This window comes from Escherichia ruysiae (assembly GCF_031323975.1).
GTDB classification, from domain to species: Bacteria; Pseudomonadota; Gammaproteobacteria; order Enterobacterales; family Enterobacteriaceae; genus Escherichia; species Escherichia ruysiae.
The window spans coordinates 3,979,118-3,999,241 of the sequence record NZ_JAVIWS010000001.1 but is presented as its reverse complement, the minus strand read 5'-3'; the positions used below and the strand labels follow the sequence as shown (position 1 = coordinate 3,999,241).

21 protein-coding genes are annotated in these 20,124 nt (G+C 51.0%); 15 read left to right on the top strand and 6 right to left on the bottom strand.

The features are described 5' to 3' along the window. The first annotated feature begins 6 nt into the window (after nt 1-6). From citD to uspG, 10 genes are all read left to right on the top strand, one after another. Nucleotides 7-303, top strand: coding sequence for a citrate lyase acyl carrier protein (gene citD, locus RGV86_RS19135; RefSeq protein WP_000700703.1), 297 nt, complete (start codon nt 7-9; stop codon nt 301-303). After that, nucleotides 300-1,208, top strand: a complete 909-nt coding sequence (gene citE, locus RGV86_RS19130; RefSeq protein WP_000622357.1) for a citrate (pro-3S)-lyase subunit beta — start codon at nt 300-302, stop codon at nt 1,206-1,208. The genes citD and citE overlap by 4 nt, the downstream gene beginning before the upstream one ends. A gap of 10 nt (nt 1,209-1,218) precedes the next feature. Beyond that, entirely contained in the window at nt 1,219-2,751 is a 1,533-nt protein-coding gene (gene citF, locus RGV86_RS19125; RefSeq protein ID WP_000192233.1) for a citrate lyase subunit alpha, read from the top strand. 3 nt (nt 2,752-2,754) lie between these two features. Further along, a complete protein-coding gene (citX, locus tag RGV86_RS19120) occupies nt 2,755-3,306 on the top strand; it encodes a citrate lyase holo-[acyl-carrier protein] synthase (protein WP_032224916.1) in 552 nt (183 codons plus the stop codon). Continuing rightward, nucleotides 3,281-4,159, top strand: a complete 879-nt coding sequence (citG, locus tag RGV86_RS19115) for a triphosphoribosyl-dephospho-CoA synthase CitG (RefSeq protein WP_085460510.1) — start codon at nt 3,281-3,283, stop codon at nt 4,157-4,159. The genes citX and citG overlap by 26 nt, the downstream gene beginning before the upstream one ends. A gap of 50 nt (nt 4,160-4,209) precedes the next feature. Continuing rightward, the gene (citT, locus tag RGV86_RS19110) at nt 4,210-5,673 is read left to right on the top strand and encodes a citrate/succinate antiporter CitT (protein ID WP_085460509.1); all 1,464 of its coding nucleotides are present in this window, start codon (nt 4,210-4,212) and stop codon (nt 5,671-5,673) included. A gap of 113 nt (nt 5,674-5,786) precedes the next feature. Continuing rightward, nucleotides 5,787-6,593, top strand: a complete 807-nt coding sequence (gene rna, locus RGV86_RS19105; RefSeq protein ID WP_010346591.1) for a ribonuclease I — start codon at nt 5,787-5,789, stop codon at nt 6,591-6,593. A 229-nt stretch (nt 6,594-6,822) separates the two neighbouring features. Beyond that, complete coding sequence (gene rnk, locus RGV86_RS19100) at nt 6,823-7,233, top strand: nucleoside diphosphate kinase regulator (RefSeq protein WP_085460508.1); 411 nt, start codon at nt 6,823-6,825, stop codon at nt 7,231-7,233. A 142-nt stretch (nt 7,234-7,375) separates the two neighbouring features. Further along, complete coding sequence (gene yldA / locus RGV86_RS22345; protein ID WP_016159109.1) at nt 7,376-7,465, top strand: small membrane protein YldA; 90 nt, start codon at nt 7,376-7,378, stop codon at nt 7,463-7,465. Between the two features lie 123 nt (nt 7,466-7,588). Further along, the gene (uspG, locus tag RGV86_RS19095) at nt 7,589-8,017 is read left to right on the top strand and encodes a universal stress protein UspG (RefSeq protein ID WP_010346594.1); all 429 of its coding nucleotides are present in this window, start codon (nt 7,589-7,591) and stop codon (nt 8,015-8,017) included. Nucleotides 8,018-8,136: 119 nt separating this feature from the next. Here uspG and ahpF read toward each other — a convergent pair whose 3' ends face one another. Together ahpF and ahpC are read right to left on the bottom strand one after the other, a co-directional pair. Then, complete coding sequence (gene ahpF, locus RGV86_RS19090; protein WP_032224910.1) at nt 8,137-9,702, bottom strand: alkyl hydroperoxide reductase subunit F; 1,566 nt, start codon at nt 9,700-9,702, stop codon at nt 8,137-8,139. 244 nt (nt 9,703-9,946) lie between these two features. Beyond that, entirely contained in the window at nt 9,947-10,510 is a 564-nt protein-coding gene (ahpC, locus tag RGV86_RS19085; protein ID WP_000052796.1) for an alkyl hydroperoxide reductase subunit C, read from the bottom strand. A gap of 373 nt (nt 10,511-10,883) precedes the next feature. Between ahpC and dsbG the strand changes: the two genes are divergently transcribed. The 4 genes from dsbG to RGV86_RS19065 all read left to right on the top strand — a co-directional run bounded on the left by dsbG (nt 10,884) and on the right by RGV86_RS19065 (nt 14,707). After that, nucleotides 10,884-11,630: a thiol:disulfide interchange protein DsbG gene (gene dsbG, locus RGV86_RS19080; protein ID WP_085460507.1), complete on the top strand. Its 747-nt coding sequence runs from the start codon at nt 10,884-10,886 to the stop codon at nt 11,628-11,630. Between the two features lie 208 nt (nt 11,631-11,838). Beyond that, nucleotides 11,839-12,744, top strand: coding sequence for a DNA-binding transcriptional repressor CitR (citR, locus tag RGV86_RS19075; RefSeq protein WP_000002457.1), 906 nt, complete (start codon nt 11,839-11,841; stop codon nt 12,742-12,744). Nucleotides 12,745-12,884: 140 nt separating this feature from the next. Beyond that, entirely contained in the window at nt 12,885-14,105 is a 1,221-nt protein-coding gene (locus RGV86_RS19070; protein ID WP_085460506.1) for a phosphoadenosine phosphosulfate reductase, read from the top strand. Further along, nucleotides 14,078-14,707, top strand: coding sequence for an IbrB-like domain-containing protein (locus RGV86_RS19065; protein ID WP_000528559.1), 630 nt, complete (start codon nt 14,078-14,080; stop codon nt 14,705-14,707). Before RGV86_RS19070 ends, RGV86_RS19065 begins: the two co-directional genes overlap by 28 nt. Here RGV86_RS19065 and ybdL read toward each other — a convergent pair whose 3' ends face one another. After that, nucleotides 14,708-15,868 (bottom strand): methionine-oxo-acid transaminase, encoded by a 1,161-nt coding sequence (gene ybdL / locus RGV86_RS19060; RefSeq protein ID WP_085460505.1) that lies wholly within the window; start codon nt 15,866-15,868, stop codon nt 14,708-14,710. Nucleotides 15,869-15,976: 108 nt separating this feature from the next. On the opposite strand from ybdL, the gene hcxA reads away from it, so the two are divergent. Continuing rightward, nucleotides 15,977-17,065 carry a hydroxycarboxylate dehydrogenase HcxA gene (hcxA, locus tag RGV86_RS19055; RefSeq protein WP_065226349.1) on the top strand — a complete coding sequence of 363 codons (1,089 nt, stop codon included), beginning with the start codon at nt 15,977-15,979 and terminating at the stop codon, nt 17,063-17,065. Nucleotides 17,066-17,074: 9 nt separating this feature from the next. Here hcxA and RGV86_RS19050 read toward each other — a convergent pair whose 3' ends face one another. The 3 genes from RGV86_RS19050 to entH all read right to left on the bottom strand — a co-directional run bounded on the left by RGV86_RS19050 (nt 17,075) and on the right by entH (nt 20,124). Further along, nucleotides 17,075-17,272 carry a YbdD/YjiX family protein gene (locus tag RGV86_RS19050; RefSeq protein ID WP_000460431.1) on the bottom strand — a complete coding sequence of 66 codons (198 nt, stop codon included), beginning with the start codon at nt 17,270-17,272 and terminating at the stop codon, nt 17,075-17,077. Between the two features lie 152 nt (nt 17,273-17,424). Then, nucleotides 17,425-19,530 carry a pyruvate/proton symporter CstA gene (cstA, locus tag RGV86_RS19045; protein WP_001043146.1) on the bottom strand — a complete coding sequence of 702 codons (2,106 nt, stop codon included), beginning with the start codon at nt 19,528-19,530 and terminating at the stop codon, nt 17,425-17,427. A gap of 180 nt (nt 19,531-19,710) precedes the next feature. Further along, nucleotides 19,711-20,124 carry a proofreading thioesterase EntH gene (entH, locus tag RGV86_RS19040; RefSeq protein WP_000637953.1) on the bottom strand — a complete coding sequence of 138 codons (414 nt, stop codon included), beginning with the start codon at nt 20,122-20,124 and terminating at the stop codon, nt 19,711-19,713.

Sequence of the window (20,124 nt, the reverse complement as noted above, 5' to 3'; positions counted from 1 at the left end):
TGAAAAATGAAAATAAACCAGCCCGCCGTTGCAGGCACCCTTGAGTCTGGGGATGTGATGATACGCATCGCCCCGCTCGATACGCAGGATATCGACCTGCAAATCAACAGCAGCGTTGAGAAACAGTTTGGTGATGCGATTCGCACCACCATCCTGGACGTTCTCGCCCGCTATAACGTGCGCGGCGTACAGCTGAATGTCGATGACAAAGGCGCACTGGATTGCATTTTACGTGCACGACTGGAAGCCCTGCTGGCGCGCGCCAGCGGTATCCCGGCTCTGCCATGGGAGGATTGCCAATGATTTCCGCTTCGCTGCAACAACGTAAAACCCGCACCCGCCGCAGCATGTTGTTTGTGCCTGGCGCTAATGCCGCGATGGTCAGCAACTCTTTCATCTACCCGGCTGATGCCTTGATGTTTGACCTCGAAGACTCCGTGGCGCTGCGTGAAAAAGACACCGCTCGCCGCATGGTCTACCACGCACTGCAACATCCTCTGTATCGCGACATTGAAACCATTGTGCGTGTAAACGCGCTGGATTCCGAATGGGGTGTTAACGACCTGGAAGCTGTCGTTCGCGGTGGTGCAGACGTTGTGCGTCTGCCGAAAACTGATACCGCTCAGGATGTGCTGGATATCGAAAAAGAGATCCTGCGTATTGAAAAAGCCTGCGGACGCGAACCGGGCAGCACCGGTTTGCTGGCGGCAATTGAATCTCCGCTGGGTATTACCCGCGCGGTAGAAATCGCTCACGCATCTGAACGTTTAATCGGTATCGCGCTGGGCGCGGAAGACTACGTGCGTAACCTGCGCACTGAACGCTCACCGGAAGGTACAGAACTGCTGTTCGCTCGCTGCTCCATTTTGCAAGCCGCGCGCTCTGCCGGTATCCAGGCGTTCGATACCGTCTATTCCGACGCCAACAACGAAGCCGGATTCCTGCAAGAAGCCGCACACATCAAACAGCTGGGCTTTGACGGCAAATCGCTGATCAACCCGCGTCAGATTGATCTGCTCCACAACCTCTACGCACCAACCCAGAAAGAAGTGGATCACGCACGCCGCGTCGTAGAAGCCGCTGAAGCCGCCGCTCGCGAAGGCCTCGGTGTGGTTTCCCTGAACGGCAAGATGGTTGACGGTCCGGTTATCGATCGTGCCCGTCTGGTGCTCTCCCGCGCAGAACTTTCCGGCATCCGCGAAGAATAAGGCAATCAAAATGACGCAGAAAATTGAACAATCTCAACGACAAGAACGGGTAGCGGCCTGGAATCGTCGCGCTGAATGCGATCTTGCCGCTTTCCAGAACTCGCCAAAGCAAACCTACCAGGCTGAAAAAGCGCGCGATCGCAAACTGTGCGCCAACCTGGAAGACGCTATTCGTCGTTCTGGTTTAAAGGACGGCATGACCGTCTCCTTCCACCACGCTTTCCGTGGCGGTGACCTGACCGTCAATATGGTGATGGACGTCATCGCGAAGATGGGCTTTAAAAACCTGACACTGGCGTCCAGCTCTTTGAGCGACTGCCATGCACCGCTGGTAGAACATATTCGTCAGGGTGTGGTCACCCGCATTTATACCTCTGGTCTGCGCGGCCCACTGGCGGAAGAAATCTCCCGTGGCCTGCTGGCTGAACCGGTACAAATCCACTCTCACGGCGGTCGTGTACATCTGGTACAGAGCGGTGAACTGAATATCGACGTTGCTTTTCTCGGCGTCCCGTCCTGTGATGAATTCGGTAATGCCAACGGTTACACCGGTAAAGCCTGCTGCGGCTCCCTCGGCTATGCGATGGTCGATGCCGACAATGCGAAACAAGTAGTCATGCTCACCGAGGAACTGCTGCCTTATCCGCATAACCCGGCCAGTATTGAACAGGATCAGGTTGATCTGATCGTCAAAGTTGATCGCGTTGGCGATGCCGCAAAAATCGGCGCAGGCGCGACCCGTATGACCACTAACCCGCGCGAACTGCTGATTGCCCGCAGCGCAGCAGATGTGATTGTCAACTCTGGCTACTTCAAAGAAGGTTTTTCCATGCAGACAGGCACCGGCGGCGCTTCGCTTGCGGTAACCCGTTTTCTGGAAGACAAAATGCGTAGCCGCGATATTCGCGCCGACTTCGCCCTCGGCGGCATTACCGCAACGATGGTTGATCTGCACGAAAAAGGGCTGATCCGCAAACTGCTGGATGTGCAGAGCTTTGACAGCCACGCTGCGCAATCGCTGGCTCGTAACCCGAATCATATCGAAATCAGCGCCAACCAGTACGCCAACTGGGGTTCGAAAGGTGCATCGGTTGATCGTCTCGACGTGGTGGTACTGAGCGCGCTGGAAATTGACACCCAGTTCAACGTCAACGTGCTGACTGGCTCTGACGGCGTACTGCGTGGCGCTTCCGGCGGTCACTGCGATACCGCGATTGCATCCGCCCTTTCCATCATCGTCGCACCGCTGGTACGCGGTCGTATTCCGACTCTGGTGGATAACGTGCTGACCTGCATCACCCCGGGTTCCAGCGTCGATATCCTGGTTACCGACCACGGTATCGCTGTTAACCCGGCACGTCCTGAACTGGCAGAACGTCTGCAGGAAGCGGGCATTAAAGTGGTTTCCATTGAGTGGCTGCGCGAACGTGCGCGTCTGTTGACCGGTGAACCACAGCCGATTGAATTCACCGACCGCGTCGTTGCCGTCGTGCGTTACCGCGATGGCTCAGTGATTGATGTTGTACATCAGGTGAAGGAATAAGCCATGCACCTGCTCCCTGAACTCGCCAGCCACCATGCGGTTTCGATTCCCGAGTTGCTCATCAGCCGGGATGAAAGGCAAGCACGGCAACACGCCTGGCTCAAGCGCCATCCTGTTCCACTGGTCTCCTTTACCGTGGTTGCGCCTGGGCCGATTAAAGACAGCGAGGTCACACGCCGGATTTTTAATCATGGCGTGACTGCCCTGCGTGCTTTAGCCGCAAAACAGGGCTGGCAAATTCAGGAGCAGGCTGCACTGGTTTCCGCCAGCGGGCCGGAGGGCATGTTGAGCATTGCCGCACCGGCTCGCGACCTCAAGCTCGCCACCATTGAGCTTGAACATAGTCATGCTCTTGGACGTTTGTGGGATATCGATGTCCTGACGCCCGAAGGCGAAATTCTCTCCCGCCGCAATTATTCACTGCCGCCTCGCCGCTGCCTGTTGTGCGAGCAAAGTGCGGCAGTTTGTGCGCGTGGGAAAACCCACCAACTGACCGATTTACTCAACCGTATGGAGGCGCTGCTGAACGATGTCGATGCCTGCAACGTCAACTAAAACCACAAAGCTTGCGACGTCATTAATCAATGACTACGCCCTGCTGGGCTGGCGCGCCATGCTGACTGAAGTCAATCTGTCACCGAAACCCGGTCTCGTGGATCGCATTAACTGCGGTGCGCACAAAGATATGTCGCTGGAAGATTTCCACCGTAGCGCGCTGGCGATTCAGGGCTGGCTACCACGTTTCATTGAATTTGGTGCCTGTAGTGCAGAAATGGCACCAGAATCGGTACTCAGCGGATTACGCCCAATTGGTATGGCCTGCGAAGGCGATATGTTCCGCGCTACCGCTGGTGTAAACACCCATAAAGGCAGTATTTTTTCTTTAGGGCTGATGTGTGCGGCAATTGGTCGTTTGCTTCAGCTCAACCAGCCGGTAATGCCCAAAACCGTTTGTGCGACGGCAGCCAGTTTCTGCCGTGGTCTAACCGATCGCGAACTGCGCACCAATAATCCACAACTAACGGCAGGCCAACGGTTATATCAGCAACTTGGTCTTACCGGTGCGCGCGGTGAAGCCGAAGCGGGCTACCCGCTGGTTATCAACCGCGCCCTCCCGCATTACCTCACTCTGCTGGATCAGGGGCTGGATCCTGAACTGGCATTGCTCGATACCTTATTGCTACTGATGGCGATCAACGGCGATACCAACGTCGCATCGCGCGGTGGCGAGGGGGGCCTGCGCTGGCTACAGCGCCAGGCGCAAACATTATTGCAAAAAGGGGGCATCCGAACCCCCGCCGATCTCGATTATCTCCGGCAGTTCGACAGGGAGTGTATCGAACGAAATCTCAGTCCAGGCGGCAGCGCCGACCTGCTGATCCTTACCTGGTTTTTAGCACAGATTTAATAATTTAAGCACTTGATAAATTTGGAAATATTAATTTTCGGAGAACCCGTATGTCTTTAGCAAAAGATAAGATATGGAAATTATTGGCCCCACTGGTGGTGATGGGCGTCATGTTTCTTATCCCTGTACCCGACGGTATGCCGCCGCAGGCATGGCATTACTTCGCCGTGTTTGTGGCAATGATTGTCGGCATGATCCTCGAGCCAATTCCGGCAACGGCGATCAGTTTTATTGCAGTGACTATTTGCGTTATTGGCAGTAATTACCTGCTCTTTGACGCCAAAGAATTAGCTGACCCCGCTTTTAATGCCCAAAAACAGGCACTGAAATGGGGACTGGCTGGCTTTTCCAGTACCACTGTCTGGCTGGTATTTGGCGCATTTATCTTTGCATTAGGGTATGAAGTTTCCGGATTAGGCCGTCGTATTGCCCTTTTCCTGGTGAAATTCATGGGCAAACGCACGCTGACGTTGGGTTATGCAATTGTCATTATCGACATTCTGCTGGCTCCGTTTACACCGTCTAACACCGCACGTACCGGGGGTACGGTTTTCCCGGTCATTAAAAACCTGCCGCCGCTGTTTAAATCATTCCCGAACGATCCGTCCGCGCGTCGTATTGGCGGCTATTTAATGTGGATGATGGTCATCAGTACCAGTCTGAGTTCCTCCATGTTTGTCACCGGTGCGGCACCGAACGTGCTGGGTCTGGAGTTCGTCAGCAAAATTGCCGGTATCCAGATTAGCTGGTTGCAGTGGTTCCTCTGCTTCCTGCCTGTTGGGGTTATCTTACTTATCATTGCACCGTGGCTTTCCTACGTGCTGTACAAACCGGAAGTCACTCATAGTGAAGAAGTGGCAACCTGGGCAGGCGACGAGCTGAAAACTATGGGGCGCCTGACTCGCAGAGAGTGGACGCTGATTGGTCTTGTTCTGCTCAGCTTAGGTTTGTGGGTATTTGGTAGTGAAGTGATTAACGCCACTGCGGTTGGCCTGCTGGCAGTTTCGCTGATGCTGGCGCTGCACGTTGTGCCGTGGAAAGACATTACCCGCTATAACAGCGCATGGAACACGCTGGTTAACCTGGCAACGCTGGTTGTCATGGCTAATGGCCTGACCCGTTCTGGCTTTATCGACTGGTTCGCCAGCACCATGAGTACGCACCTGGAAGGTTTCTCACCACACGCAACAGTGATTGTACTGGTTCTGGTCTTCTACTTTGCACACTACCTGTTTGCCAGCCTGTCTGCGCATACCGCAACTATGCTGCCAGTCATTCTGGCCGTCGGTAAAGGGATTCCGGGCGTACCAATGGAACAACTGTGTATCCTGCTGGTGCTGTCTATCGGTATCATGGGCTGTCTGACGCCGTATGCAACCGGTCCTGGGGTGATTATTTACGGCTGTGGCTATGTGAAATCGAAAGATTACTGGCGTCTTGGCGCTATCTTCGGGGTGATTTATATTGCCATGCTGCTTCTGGTAGGCTGGCCGATTCTCGCCATGTGGAACTAATACGTTCGTCAAACGCTGAATAAATCATCACGCCCGCCAGGTACCCCCACCTGGCGGGCTTTTTTATGATTTAATAGATAGTATTCAGTGTATGTATGAGTTCCACACCCATTATGAAAGCATTCTGGCGTAACGCCGCTTTACTGACGGCTTCTCTGCTCTCCTTATCTTCTGTCAACGCCGCTGCGTTGCAGGCAAAACAGTATGGCGATTTTGACCGCTATGTCCTGGCTCTCTCCTGGCAAACAGGATTTTGCCAGAGTCAACACGATCGAAATCGTAACGAACGAGATGAATGTCGCCTGCAAACCGAAACGACCAACAAAGCTGATTTTCTGACCGTACATGGCCTGTGGCCGGGGTTGCCAAAATCAGTCGCAGCGCGTGGCGTTGATGAACGCCGCTGGATGCGCTTCGGCTGCGCCACTCGTCCAATCCCGAACTTGCCGGAAGCTCGCGCCAGCCGGATGTGTTCATCACCGGAAACCGGGTTATCGCTGGAAACCGCAGCTAAACTGAGTGAAGTTATGCCAGGGGCTGGCGGACGCTCCTGTCTGGAACGTTACGAATACGCGAAACATGGTGCCTGTTTTGGTTTTGACCCGGACGCTTATTTCGGCACGATGGTGCGTCTGAATCAAGAAATTAAAGAGAGCACAGCCGGAAAATTCCTTGCGGATAACTACGGTAAAACCGTAAGCCGCAGTGACTTTGACGCGGCCTTTGCCAAAAGCTGGGGGAAAGAGAACGTCAAAGCGGTCAAGTTAACGTGCCAGGGTAACCCGGCGTATTTGACTGAAATCCAGATTTCGATAAAAGCTGACGCCATCAACGCACCGCTCTCAGCAAACTCATTCTTACCACAACCACACCCTGGCAACTGTGGCAAAGCCTTTGTGATTGATAAAGTGGGTTATTAATCATCTGATCTGTAAAACGTCGTCGCGCGTTTTACGTAAAACATGATGATTAATATATATACATAATGCGCTGCATTGAGGAATTACCTGAATGTGACGTATATCACTTCAAAGAGTGAGCAACAGTCAGTATCATCATATGAGTTAAACCCTCGCCGCCTGACGGTGAGGGTTTTCTTTTGGGTATGTTTATCTGCGACACTCGCAGTACCGACGACATGGAGTAAAAATGTCCAGACCAACTATCATCATTAACGACCTGGATGCCGAACGCATCGATATTCTGCTGGAGCAACCCGCCTATGCCGGTTTGCCAATCGCCGACGCGTTAAACGCAGAGTTGGATCGCGCCCAAATGTGTCGGCCAGAAGAGATGCCACACGACGTGGTGACGATGAACAGCCGGGTAAAATTCCGCAATCTTAGCGATGGCGAAGTGCGTGTACGCACACTGGTGTATCCGGCCAAAATGACCGACAGCAATACTCAGCTTTCCGTTATGGCTCCGGTAGGTGCCGCACTGCTGGGACTGCGCGTTGGCGATTCCATTCACTGGGAACTTCCGGGCGGCGTTGCAACCCACCTTGAAGTGCTGGAACTCGAATACCAGCCAGAAGCTGCTGGCGACTACCTGCTTTAATCCCATCTGCACAAGCGTTAACTCGCTTTGCCCAGAGGATGCACTCGCATCCTCTTTCCGCTCAAATATCAACCAGATTTATCATTTTGCTCTTCCCCGCTACGTTCTAATCTGAACTGGTTATCAACCTGCGGACTCCATTATGAGTGAAGCTCTTGGTATTACAGTATTTTATATTTTCATCGCGGCAATACTTGTTGTCGCGGTGCTATACCTTGAGCAACACTGGTAGTGTTTATGTGAATATATTTTACCAATCAATACTTAATAGATATAAAATCAACGTCGCAAATCACAGAACTGCAATCAATAATGTGATGTTATGTATTCATGCAACAGCAAGGAGAGAATGCTTATGTACAAAACAATCATTATGCCGGTAGACGTATTTGAAATGGAATTAAGCGACAAAGCCGTTCGTCATGCTGAATTTCTCGCCCAGGATGATGGTGTAATTCATTTACTCCATGTATTACCTGGCGCCGCAAGCCTTAGTCTGCACCGTTTTGCTGCCGATGTGCGTCGTTTCGAAGAGCATTTGCAACATGAGGCGGAAGAACGCCTGCAGACAATGGTTGGTCATTTCAATATTGATCCCTCCCGTATCAAAACTCATGTACGTTTTGGTAGCGTGCGAGATGAGGTGAACGAGTTAGCCAAAGAACTGAATGCAGATGTCGTGGTTATCGGTTCACGTAATCCATCAATTTCAACTCATCTGTTAGGATCTAATGCTTCCAGTGTGATCCGCCACACCAACCTGCCTGTATTAGTCGTTCGTTAACAGATTAACGTATTTATGATGCCCTGCCCGGAGCAATCCCGGCAGGTTTTTTATAACGAAAAAAAGCCGCCAGATTTGACCCCGGCGGCTAAACAATAGCAGGTGAATCTTACTTCTTCTTATGCAGTTTTGGTGCGAATCAGGTAGTCAAAGGCGCTCAGAGAGGCTTTGGCACCTTCGCCAGTGGCGATGATGATCTGCTTGTACGGAACAGTCGTACAGTCACCAGCAGCAAACACACCTTTAACGTTGGTTTCGCATTTCGCATCGATGATGATTTCACCCATGCGGTTACGTTCTACTGCGCCTTCCAGCCAGTTAGTGTTCGGCAGCAGACCGATCTGGACGAAAATACCGGCCAGTTCGATGTTGTGAATATCGCCGCTAACACGGTCGCGATATTCAAGGCCGGTCACTTTGCTGCCGTCGCCTTTTACTTCAGTGGTTTGCGCGTTCAGAATGATATCGACGTTTTTCAGGCTGCGCAGTTTGTCCTGCAATACCTGGTCTGCCTTCATTTCCGGAGCAAACTCAAGCAGGGTTACGTGTTCAACAATACCTGCCAGGTCGATTGCCGCTTCCACACCGGAGTTACCGCCGCCAATCACCGCCACACGTTTGCCTTTAAACAGCGGGCCATCGCAGTGCGGGCAGTAGGTTACGCCCTTAGTGCGATACTGATCTTCACCTGGTACATTCATGTTGCGCCATTTCGCGCCGGTCGCCACGATAATGCTGCGTGCTTTCAGCACCGCACCGGAGGCCGTTTCAATCTGATGCAGACCGCCTTCAACCGCCGCAGGAATCAGTTTGCTCGCGCTCTGGCTGTCGATTACATCAACATCGTATTCATCAACGTGAACTTTCAGCGCACCAGCCAGTTTCTGGCCTTCGGTTTTCGGTACGGAGATGTAGTTTTCGATATCGACGGTATCGAGGATCTGACCGCCAAAACGTTCGCCCATCAGACCGGTACGAATGCCTTTACGTGCGGAATAAATGGCCGCCGCTGCACCTGCCGGGCCGGAACCGACGATTAATACGTCATAAGCATCACGTTTGTTCAGTTCTTCTGCCGCACGTTTTTCCGCACCCGTATCGATTTTGGCAACGATTTCGGAAATAGTCATACGACCCTGACCAAACTCTTTACCATTCACGAACACAGCCGGAACACCCATCACGTTGCGATCGGTAATTTCGTTCTGGAACGTACCGCCATCAATCGCCGTGTGCTTAATGCGCGGGTTCAGTACGCTCATCAGGTTCAGCGCCTGCACCACGTCCGGGCAATTATGGCAGGAGAGCGAATAATAAGTTTCAAATTCAAAATCACCGTCGATATGGCGAATCTGCTCCAGCAAAGATTGTGCTTCTTTCGACGGATGACCGCCGGTCCACAACAGCGCCAGTACCAGCGAGGTAAACTCGTGACCCAGCGGGGAACCTGCAAAGCGCGGCCCCTGGTTGGAACCTGGATTGGTGATCAGAAATGACGGCTTACGCACCGGCAAGCTGTTATCTTCTTTAAAGGTGACTTTGTCTGACAGTTCAGCGATTTCAGCCAACAGTTCCTTGATTTCTGCCGATTTTGCGCTGTCATCCAGCGTGGCAATTAACTCAACAGGCTTTGTCAATTTCTCAAGGTAAGCCTTGAGTTGAGTTTTCATATTTGTGTCGAGCATGTTTATCTCCTGGGCTTTAAACATCATCATGCAAGCGGCCTCATCGGCTACCTGGATGCAGCTTGCATCATGGTGCGGGGAAGAAAATCGGGTGCCGCAGCACCCGAAGAATTAGGTGAATTTCCAAAGTATTTCACGCCAGAGCAAGGCGGCTAGCCTGTGAATCCCCGGAAGCTTACACAAGTAAGTGACCGGGGTGAGCGGGCGACGCCAACGCCGCTATGGCGTGAAAGACGAAGGAAATTTAGATTTTACCAACCAGGTCCAGGGACGGAGCCAGAGTTGCTTCACCTTCTTTCCATTTAGCCGGGCAAACTTCACCTGGGTGAGAAGCCACGTACTGTGCTGCTTTGATTTTACGCAGCAGGTCAGACGCGTCACGGCCAATGCCTTCAGCGGTAACTTCGATAGCCTGGATGATACCCTGCGGGTCAACAACGAAGGTAGCACGGTCAGCCAGACCTTCGTCTTCACGCATGTTGTCGAAGTTACGGGTCAGGGCGCCAGTCGGGTCGCCGATCATCGCATATTTGATTTTAGCGATGGTTTCAGAGCTGCTGTGCCATGCTTTGTGGGTGAAGTGAGTATCGGTAGATACTGCGTATACGTCTACGCCCAGTTTCTGCAGTTCTTCGTAGTGGTCAGCAACGTCGCCCAGTTCGGTCGGGCATACGAAAGTAAAGTCAGCCGGGTAGAAGAAGAAGACGCTCCAGCGGCCTTCGGTATCTTTTTCGGTGATTTCAATGAATTCGCCGTTTTTGAATGCCTGGTTTTTAAAAGGTTTAATTTTGGTGTTAATCAAGGACATCTATACTTCCTCCGTGTTTTCGATGTGATGTAAGGTAACCAATTTTTGCCGATTCGGCTAATGCGTTTCCATTATCAAATCGATAAGTTTTACCTTACAACCTTCGTAAGACAACTTTGTGAACTTTGCACCGCCAGCGGCGATAAAAAGTAAAAAGGGTCCCCTTTCCAGGTGACCGCATAACCTGAACTACCCTTTGGTATCTTCAGCGCCTGTTCAACAGGCTGCGGTGTTGCAATGATGATCGCAACGACGAGAGGGATTACAACACCCTCATAAACAAAGGGCAATCATCTGACATAAGGTCTTAACTATGACAGTGATAGGTTAAGCCTTTTATTGTGTATTTGCACTGAACGAAAAGGACAAAGCAATGTTAAAAAAGATAATTTTTTTAACCCTACTCCCAGGATTAGCTTACGCCGAAGAGCTTCCTGCGCCCGTTAAAGCGATTGAAAAACAGGGGATTGCGATTATTAGATCGTTCGATGCACCGGGTGGCATGAAAGGTTATCTGGGGAAATATCAGGACATGGGAGTCACTATCTACCTTACGCCTGACGGCAAACATGCCATCTCTGGCTATATGTACAACGAAAAGGGAGAAAACCTCAGTAACGCCCTTATTGAAAAAGAGATTTACGCACCTGCCGGACGCGAAATGTGGCAGCGCATGGAACAATCAAGCTGGTTACTTGACGGTAAAAAAGATGCACCCGTCGTGGTTTATGTTTTTGCCGATCCTTTCTGCCCATATTGCAAACAATTCTGGCAACAAGCGCGCCCCTGGGTTGATGCCGGTAAAGTACAAATTCGTACCCTACTGGTTGGCGTGATAAAACCCGAAAGCCCAGCCACTGCGGCGGCAATCCTTGCGTCTAAGGATCCTGCAAAAACGTGGCAAGAGTATGAAGCATCAGGCGGCAAGTTAAAGCTGAACCTCTCCGGGAGCGTGAGTCCGGAACAGATGAAGATTCTAAGTGCCAATGAGGCGTTGATGGACGAATTGGGTGCAAATGTCACACCTGCGATTTATTACATGAGTCAAGAGAACACATTGCAGCAGGCTGTCGGATTACCGGATCAAAAGACCTTAAATATTATTATGGGAAATAAATAGCATACATTTTATGGATAATTGGAATAGATCACTCTTTTTCAGTTATCCATAAAATCGCAAGTATTGTTCACCCCACTCATACCAACTATGCTATTTTAGAAAAACTTAATCGTAAATTAAGTAAAACAACATAATATATAAAAATACATAAAGCCATATCATTGACTTGATGAATATTATGAGAGCAAGCATATGAATGGAGTGCATCATGGCTAATCTTTACGACTTAAAAAAATTTGATTTAAACTTGCTTGTCATTTTTGAATGCATATATCAGCATCTTAGCATTAGCAAGGCCGCAGAATCGTTATATATAACACCTTCTGCGGTAAGCCAATCTTTACAACGTCTACGCGCACAATTTAATGACCCCTTGTTTATTCGCTCCGGGAAAGGTATTGCACCAACAACAACAGGGTTAAATTTGCATCATCACCTTGAGAAGAATCTTAAAAACCTTGAACAAACTATCAACATTGTCAATAAAGCAGAACTGAAGAAAAAATTTATTATTTATGGCCCGCAACTCATCTCTTCAACTAATAGTAGCCTTTTGATCGGATGTCTACGACAAGATACAGCCGTAGAAATTGAACATCATGACATTATGATGTCAGCAGAAAGCGCCGAAGATTTATTGACTTATCGCAAAGCAGATCTGGTCATCACATTAATGCCTGTCATCAGTCGCTCGGTGATCTGCATGCCTTTTCAGTCGATACGAAACACGCTTATCTGTAGCGCAACCCATCCGAGAATAACGGAAAACAGTAGCCGCGAAGAAATTCTTGATGAAGAGTTCACCTCCCTGGCATCAAAAGCACCTGGCCTTGAAGATTTTCAGATGGAAATAGAAGCGATTCTGGCAAACCGAAAAATAGCATTTCGTAGCTCGTCACTGTTTACTATTGTCAATACTATTGCAGTAACCGATTTACTGGGTATTGTCCCCTTCGAATTATATCGTAACTATCAAAAAAACCTTCAATTAAAACAAATAAAACTAGAACAAAATCTACCTTCTAATACTCTTTATATTTCCTATAATAAATCATCATTAAACAACCTGAGCTTCTCTCGTTTTATTGACCGCTTGAATGATAACTTTTGTTAAACAGCTGCCAGTATGGATAATATCCGCCAGAAAGATTTATTATATGAATATAAAATAAGATACCTCATTTTAATTTATTAATATTATAATCAGGAAACTATCGCACTTTTCTCACGGTCACGTTAAGAGAGCGTCTTCAGATGTCCATTTATAAAATTCCGCTACCTCTCAATATCCTGGAAGCAGCACAAGACCGTATCACCTGGACACTTAATACTCTGCCTCGCGTATGCGTCTCTTTTTCTGGTGGTAAAGATTCTGGCTTAATGCTCCATTTGACCGCAGATCTGGCCAGAAAAATGGGAAAAAAAATACACGTCCTGTTTATCGACTGGGAAGCTCAGTTTTCTTGTACGATTGACTATGTTCAATCGCTACGTGAGCAGTATGCCGATGTTATCGAAGAGTTTTATTGGGTGGCACTACCGCTAACAACGCAAAATTCATTATCCCAATATCAACCCGAATGGCAGTGCTGGCAGCCTGATATTGAATGGGTTCGTCAACCGCCAGAAGATGCGATAACCGATCCCGCATTTTTCTCGTTTTATCAATCTGGCATGAGCTTTGAACATTTCGTGCGTGAATTTGCCGAATGGTTTTCACAACATCGCCCAGCCGCAATGATGGTCGGTATCCGTGCCGACGAGTCTTATAATCGTTTCGTCGCCATTGCCAGCTTAAATAAACAACGTTTTGCTGACGATAAACCGTGGACCACCGCCGCACCAGGTGGCCATTGTTGGTATATTTATCCCATTTATGACTGGAAGGTGGCCGATATCTGGACCTGGTATGCTAAACACCAGTCTCTATCTAACCCTTTGTATAACCTGATGTACCAGGCTGGCGTCCCTCTGCGTCTTATGCGAATCTGCGAACCTTTTGGCCCAGAACAACGGCAAGGTTTGTGGCTATATCATGTTCTTGAACCTGACCGATGGGCCGCAATGTGCGCCCGGGTCAGTGGCATAAAAAGCGGTGGAATTTACGCAGGTCATGACAATCAATTTTATGGTCACAGGAAGATCCTTAAGCCCGACCATCTAGACTGGCAGGAATATGCCTTATTACTGCTTAACAGTATGCCGGAAAAAACGGCTGAACATTATCGCAATAAAATTGCTGTTTATTTGCACTGGTATCAAAAAAAAGGCATCGAGATCCCTCAGACACAGCATGGAGATATTGGCTCAAAAGACGTCCCTTCCTGGCGACGTATCTGCAAAGTATTGCTCAACAATGATTATTGGTGTCGGGCATTATCATTCAGCCCCACAAAAGCCAAAAATTATCAACGTTATAACGAACGGATTAAAGGAAAACGTCAGGAATGGGGAATACTATGCAGCAGCGATTAACGCAGGATTTAACTCAATTTCTCGCCAGTCTGGCAGAAGAAGATCGCATTAAGGCGATCAATGAGATCAGAACGGCGATCCATCAAGTGAGTCCATTTCGCGACGAACCGGTCGATTGTGTTTTGTGGGTTAAGAACACCCAACTCACTCCCAATGATTACAATCCGAATAACGTCGCGCCGCCAGAGAAACGATTACTACAAAAATCAATTGAGATCGATGGTTTTACCCAGCCAATTGTGGTGACCAATACACGAGCCAGCACACTTGAAATTGTTGATGGTTTTCACCGTCATGAAATTGGTAAAGGCTCTAACACGTTAAAATTGCGATTAAAAGGGTATTTACCGGTCACCTGTCTGGAAGGAACACGTAACGAACGTATCGCTGCAACTATTCGCCACAACCGTGCGCGTGGTCGCCACCAGGTCACGGCAATGTCAGAAATTGTTCGAGAACTCAGCCAGTTAGGTTGGGACGATAATAAAATCAGTAAAGAGCTGGGTATGGATAGCGACGAAGTATTGCGCCTCAAGCAAATTAACGGCCTGCAAGAACTGTTTGCCGACCGTCAATATTCCCGCGCCTGGACGGTTAAATAGCTAAAGCTGGCGCAGGCGTTCAGCCGCCGCCAGCAGCGTCGATTCCTTCTTGGCAAAGCAGAGACGAATCAGTTTATGCGGGAAGGGATCGGCGCAAAACACCGACAGCGGGATCGCTGCCACGCTATGCTCCCACGTCAACCACTGGCAAAACTCAACATCATCCAGCGTAGAAACCGCGCTGTAATCCACCAGCAAAAAGTAAGTGCCTTCGCACGGTAAAATCTCCAGCCGACTCTCACTTAAGGCATTCACCAGAATATCGCGTTTCTGGCGATAAAAGTCCGGTAACGCAAGATAATGCTCAGGTTCTGCACGTAGCATATCGGCAAGCGCCAGTTGCGCCGGGGTATTTACCGAAAAGGTCAGATACTGATGTACCTTGCGAATTTCGGCACTGATGGGCGCTGGCGCAACGCAATAACCCACTTTCCAGCCGGTCATATGATAAGTCTTGCCAAATGAAGAAACTGCCACCGCCCGCTCACGCAGCTGCGGATGCGACAGCACGCTGGCATGGCCCTGTTGTGAAAAGTTGATGTGCTCGTAAACTTCATCGCTAATGACAAAAATCTCGTGCCCGGCAATTGCCTGCCACAAAGCGGCGAAATCAGCCTGCTGCCAGACAGTTGCACTGGGGTTATGCGGGGTGTTGAGGATCACCAGTCGGGTGCGCTCGCTTAACAATGCGGCAAATTCCTGCCAGTCCACGCGAAAATGCGGTGGTTGCAGTGCAATACGTTTCACTATTCCCCCCGAAAGCGCGATGGCGGGCGCGTAACTGTCATAGCTGGGATCAAAGCAGATCACTTCATCACCATTGCGCACCAATGCGGTAATCGCTGCATATAACGCTTCCGTCGCCCCTGCCGTTACGGTGATATCGCTATCGGCATCTGGTTGATAGCCATACAAACGTTCCGTTTTCTGAGCAATCGCCTCGCGCAAGGCCTGCACGCCGGTCATGGGCGCGTATTGGTTTGCCCCCTGGGCAACGTGGTACGCCAGCCGCTCCTGTAAATAGCGCGGACCATCAAAATCAGGAAAGCCTTGCGACAGGTTAATCGCCTGGTGTTGCTGCGCCAGCGCGCTCATCTGGGTGAAAATAGTGGTGCCAAGTTGTGGAAGTTTGCTTTGTGGAATCAGAGGGTTATTTGTCATTTTTATTGTGCCTGACGAAGTTGCGTGTTGAAGGCACTATAACACGATGCTAGTATTTGGCAATCAAGACGTTTAGATGTCTAAATAAAACAATAAGGACAACACAACATGCCTCACAATCCTATCCGCGTCGTCGTCGGCCCGGCTAACTACTTTTCACATCCAGGAAGTTTCAATCACCTGCACGACTTTTTCACTGATGAACAGCTTTCTCGCGCGGTGTGGATCTACGGCGAACGCGCCATTGCTGCGGCGCAAATCAGACTTCCACCAGCGTTTCAACTGCCTGGTGCAAAGCATATTTTGTTTCGCGGTCATTGCAGCGAAAGCGATGTACAGCACCTGGCGGCTGAGTCCGGTGACGATCGCAGCGTGGTGATTGGCGTCGGCGGCGGCGCACTGCTCGACACCGCGAAAGCCCTCGCCCGCCGTCTCGGTCTGCCGTTTGTTGCCGTTCCGACGATCGCCGCCACCTGCGCCGCCTGGACACCGCTCTCCGTCTGGTATAACGATGCCGGACAGGCGCTGCATTATGAGATTTTCGACGACGCCAATTTTATGGTGCTGGTGGAGCCAGAGATTATCCTCAATGCGCCGCAAGAATATCTGCTGGCGGGGATCGGTGACACGCTGGCGAAATGGTATGAAGCGGTGGTGCTGGCTCCGCAACCAGAAACCTTGCCGCTAACCGTGCGTCTGGGAATCAATAATGCGCAGGCCATTCGCGACGTCTTGTTAAACAGTAGCGAACAGGCGCTGAGCGATCAGCAAAAACAACAGTTAACGCAATCATTTTGCGATGTGGTGGATGCGATTATCGCCGGAGGTGGAATGGTCGGTGGTCTGGGCGATCGTTTTACGCGTGTGGCGGCGGCTCATGCCGTGCATAACGGTCTGACCGTGCTACCGCAAACCGAGAAGTTTCTTCACGGCACCAAAGTCGCCTACGGAATTCTGGTGCAAAGCGCCTTGCTGGGTCAGGATGATGTGCTGGCACAATTAACCGGGGCGTATCAGCGTTTTCATCTGCCGACTACGCTGGCGGAGCTGGAAGTGGATATCAATAATCAGGCGGAGATCGACAAAGTGATTGCCCACACCTTACGTCCGGTGGAATCCATTCATTACCTGCCGGTCACGCTGACACCAGATACGTTGCGTGCAGCGTTCGAAAAAGTGGAATCGTTTAAAGCCTGACGTACATATTTAGCAGCAGCGCGCGCCGCCTTTTCCACCGTAGCGCGCGTCCTGCCGCTCACGGAAAAACTCTTCGTAGGTCATCGGCGTTTGATCGGGATGGTTAACCCGCATATGTTCGACATAGTTGTCGTAATCAGGCATACCAATCATCAGCTTCGCCGCCTGACCTAAATATTTTCCGGCTTTTGCCAGTGAATCAAACATTAATACCTCCGGTAAACAGGTTGCTGATAGAGTGCATTAATAGCTATCAACGCGCTCGGTCAGTCCCCTCGCCCCACCGGGGAGAGGGTTAGGGTGAGGGGGAACCCTCGGCACTATGCCAACATTCGCCAACATCCCCCCACACTCTGACTTTAGTGCGCGCCTTTCGCCTGCGCTACGATCTCCTCAACATTTTCCGGCATTGGCTCATACGGCGTTTCTTTCGCCGTTGGCTTCGGCTCTTTCAATGCCGCCAGTGCCGTCTTAATCGAGAACAGCGCCAGAACCACCACAACCACCATAAAGAAGATGGTCAACCCGGCATCCAGACGGTTGTTGAACACCAGTTGCGCCAGTTGTGACTCGGTATACTGCGACGGAATGTTGCCGCTGTCGATCATTGCCTGGAACTTATTGGCAATGGCCAGGAAGCCCACTTTCGCATCCGGGCTGAACGCTTTCTGCCAGCCTGCGGTCAGGGTACAAATCAGCAGCCAGGCTGTTGGCACCAGCGCCACCCAGGCGTAACGTTGACGTTTCATCTTGAACAACACTACGGCACAGAGCATCAGCGCCATCCCTGCCAGCATCTGGTTGGCAATACCAAACAGCGGCCACAGAGTGTTAATACCACCCAGCGGATCGACTACGCCCTGATGCAGGAAGTAACCCCACGCCAGCACACACAGCGCCGTTGCCAGCAGGTTAGCAGGCAGAGAATCTGTCCGTTTCAGACCCGGAGACACCACGCCCAGCAAATCCTGCAACATAAAGCGCGCAGCACGCGTACCCGCATCTACCGCCGTCAAAATAAACAGTGCTTCAAACAGAATGGCGAAGTGATACCAGAAGGCCACATCCATCATGCCGCCCAGCGCACCGTGCAGAATGTAGGCCATCCCCACCGCCAGCGTCGGCGCACCGCCCGCACGGGAAATGATCGACTGTTCACCCACTTCGCTGGCAATCTGGTTTAACGTATCCGGAGTTATCGCAAAGCCCCAGCTACTCACCACCTGCGCCGCAGAAGCGACCACATCCGCCGTCCCTGCCGGAGCCAGCACCGCCATCGGGCTGTTCATAGCGAAGTACACGCCCGGATCGATGATACAGGCAGAAACCAACGCCATAATCGCCACGAAGGATTCCATCAGCATTCCGCCATAGCCGATAAAGCACGCCTGACCTTCGTTCGCCAGCATCTTCGGCGTGGTGCCGGAAGAGATCAGCGCATGGAAGCCAGACACCGCACCACAGGCGATGGTGATAAAGAGGAACGGGAACAGGTTACCGGTCCATACCGGGCCAGTGCCATCGACAAATTTGGTCAGCGCAGGCATGGTCAGCGTCGGGCGCATGATCAAAATGCCTACCGCCAGACCGACGATAGTCCCGATTTTCAGGAAGGTAGATAGGTAGTCACGCGGAGCCAGCAGCAGCCATACGGGCAGCACCGCCGCCACAAAACCGTAACCCACCAGCATCCAGGTCAACTGCACGCCGGTAAAATCAAAGTACGGTGCCCAGGTTGGGCTTTCTGCCACCCAGCCGCCAGAGATAATGGCGAAAATCAGGAACACCAGGCCAATGACCGACACTTCGCCAATACGACCTGGACGCAGATAGCGCAGATAGATCCCCATAAACAGCGCCAGCGGAATGGTGAACGCAACGGTATACGTTCCCCACGGGCTATGGGTCAGGGCTTTCACCACGATCATCGCCAGCACTGCAAGGATGATGACCATGATCATAAAGCAGGCAACCAGCGCAATCACCCCGGCGGTTGGCCCCATCTCTTCTTTGACCAGCTCACCCAGCGAGCGACCGTCACGGCGCGTGGAAACAAACAGCACCATGAAATCCTGTACCGCACCGGCGAGAACCACCCCAGCAAGCAGCCAGATCATCCCCGGCAGGTAGCCCATTTGCGCTGCCAGCACCGGCCCCACCAACGGACCAGCTCCGGCAATGGCCGCAAAATGGTGACCGAACAGCACTTTCTTATCCGTCGGCACATAATCCAGACCGTCGTTATGGCGCACCGCTGGCGTCATACGCGTCGGGTCAACCGCCAGCACATTTTTGGCGATATACAGACCATAAAAACGATAAGCGATCAGATAGATACAGACCGACGCCACCACAATCCACAGCGCGTTGATCTGTTCCCCACGATTTAAAGCAATGTATCCCAGAGCAAATGCTCCCATTACAGAGAGCACTGTCCAGACGAGGTATTTCCCTGATTTGTTCATAGTTGTTATCCGTGTGCGTGTCCATAGAGATGTTACATTTTGTTTCTATAACATCTCTGGATAATTTAACAACACAGTAACCATGTAAATCGGAGTTGAAACCAATATTTAACTTAACAATGTTAACTCGATCACTCCGTTAACCGAGTTTTCCTGCAATCTCATTTAATTCTGTCGGGTTCATCCCAAAACCGCCGTGCCCAGCCGACAAGTGCAGCAACGCCGCCCCTGTTCATCGAAAACGACGATTTCCCAACTCTGATTTTGCCGCCCAAGATGCAGCGGCTGGCAGACGCCGCGCACCTTTCCCTCAGACACCGGACGATGATGTGTGGCATTAAGTTCCGTGCCTACCACACACTGCCCGTCGCGGGTCATCATAAATCCGGCCATCGATCCCAGCGTTTCCGCCAGCGCCGCCGACGCACCGCCATGCAGCAGGCCAAACGGCTGATGAGTACGGGTATCAACCGGCATTTCGGCTTCCAGCACATCATCGCCCAAACGGGTATACACAATTCCCAGATGCGCCACCATTGTGTTGTCGCTGGTGGCGTTGAGTTCGTCGAGCGTTAAATGGCGTTTCCAGATCAT

Coding starts and splice junctions, on each gene's coding strand:
- citD (WP_000700703.1), top strand. CDS start 7: ATGAAAATAAACCAGCCCGCCGTTGCAGGCACCCTTGAGTCTGGGGAT.
- citE (WP_000622357.1), top strand. CDS start 300: ATGATTTCCGCTTCGCTGCAACAACGTAAAACCCGCACCCGCCGCAGC.
- citF (WP_000192233.1), top strand. CDS start 1,219: ATGACGCAGAAAATTGAACAATCTCAACGACAAGAACGGGTAGCGGCC.
- citX (WP_032224916.1), top strand. CDS start 2,755: ATGCACCTGCTCCCTGAACTCGCCAGCCACCATGCGGTTTCGATTCCC.
- citG (WP_085460510.1), top strand. CDS start 3,281: ATGTCGATGCCTGCAACGTCAACTAAAACCACAAAGCTTGCGACGTCA.
- citT (WP_085460509.1), top strand. CDS start 4,210: ATGTCTTTAGCAAAAGATAAGATATGGAAATTATTGGCCCCACTGGTG.
- rna (WP_010346591.1), top strand. CDS start 5,787: ATGAAAGCATTCTGGCGTAACGCCGCTTTACTGACGGCTTCTCTGCTC.
- rnk (WP_085460508.1), top strand. CDS start 6,823: ATGTCCAGACCAACTATCATCATTAACGACCTGGATGCCGAACGCATC.
- yldA (WP_016159109.1), top strand. CDS start 7,376: ATGAGTGAAGCTCTTGGTATTACAGTATTTTATATTTTCATCGCGGCA.
- uspG (WP_010346594.1), top strand. CDS start 7,589: ATGTACAAAACAATCATTATGCCGGTAGACGTATTTGAAATGGAATTA.
- ahpF (WP_032224910.1), bottom strand. CDS start 9,702: ATGCTCGACACAAATATGAAAACTCAACTCAAGGCTTACCTTGAGAAA.
- ahpC (WP_000052796.1), bottom strand. CDS start 10,510: ATGTCCTTGATTAACACCAAAATTAAACCTTTTAAAAACCAGGCATTC.
- dsbG (WP_085460507.1), top strand. CDS start 10,884: ATGTTAAAAAAGATAATTTTTTTAACCCTACTCCCAGGATTAGCTTAC.
- citR (WP_000002457.1), top strand. CDS start 11,839: ATGGCTAATCTTTACGACTTAAAAAAATTTGATTTAAACTTGCTTGTC.
- RGV86_RS19070 (WP_085460506.1), top strand. CDS start 12,885: ATGTCCATTTATAAAATTCCGCTACCTCTCAATATCCTGGAAGCAGCA.
- RGV86_RS19065 (WP_000528559.1), top strand. CDS start 14,078: ATGGGGAATACTATGCAGCAGCGATTAACGCAGGATTTAACTCAATTT.
- ybdL (WP_085460505.1), bottom strand. CDS start 15,868: ATGACAAATAACCCTCTGATTCCACAAAGCAAACTTCCACAACTTGGC.
- hcxA (WP_065226349.1), top strand. CDS start 15,977: ATGCCTCACAATCCTATCCGCGTCGTCGTCGGCCCGGCTAACTACTTT.
- RGV86_RS19050 (WP_000460431.1), bottom strand. CDS start 17,272: ATGTTTGATTCACTGGCAAAAGCCGGAAAATATTTAGGTCAGGCGGCG.
- cstA (WP_001043146.1), bottom strand. CDS start 19,530: ATGAACAAATCAGGGAAATACCTCGTCTGGACAGTGCTCTCTGTAATG.
- entH (WP_000637953.1), bottom strand. CDS start 20,124: ATGATCTGGAAACGCCATTTAACGCTCGACGAACTCAACGCCACCAGC.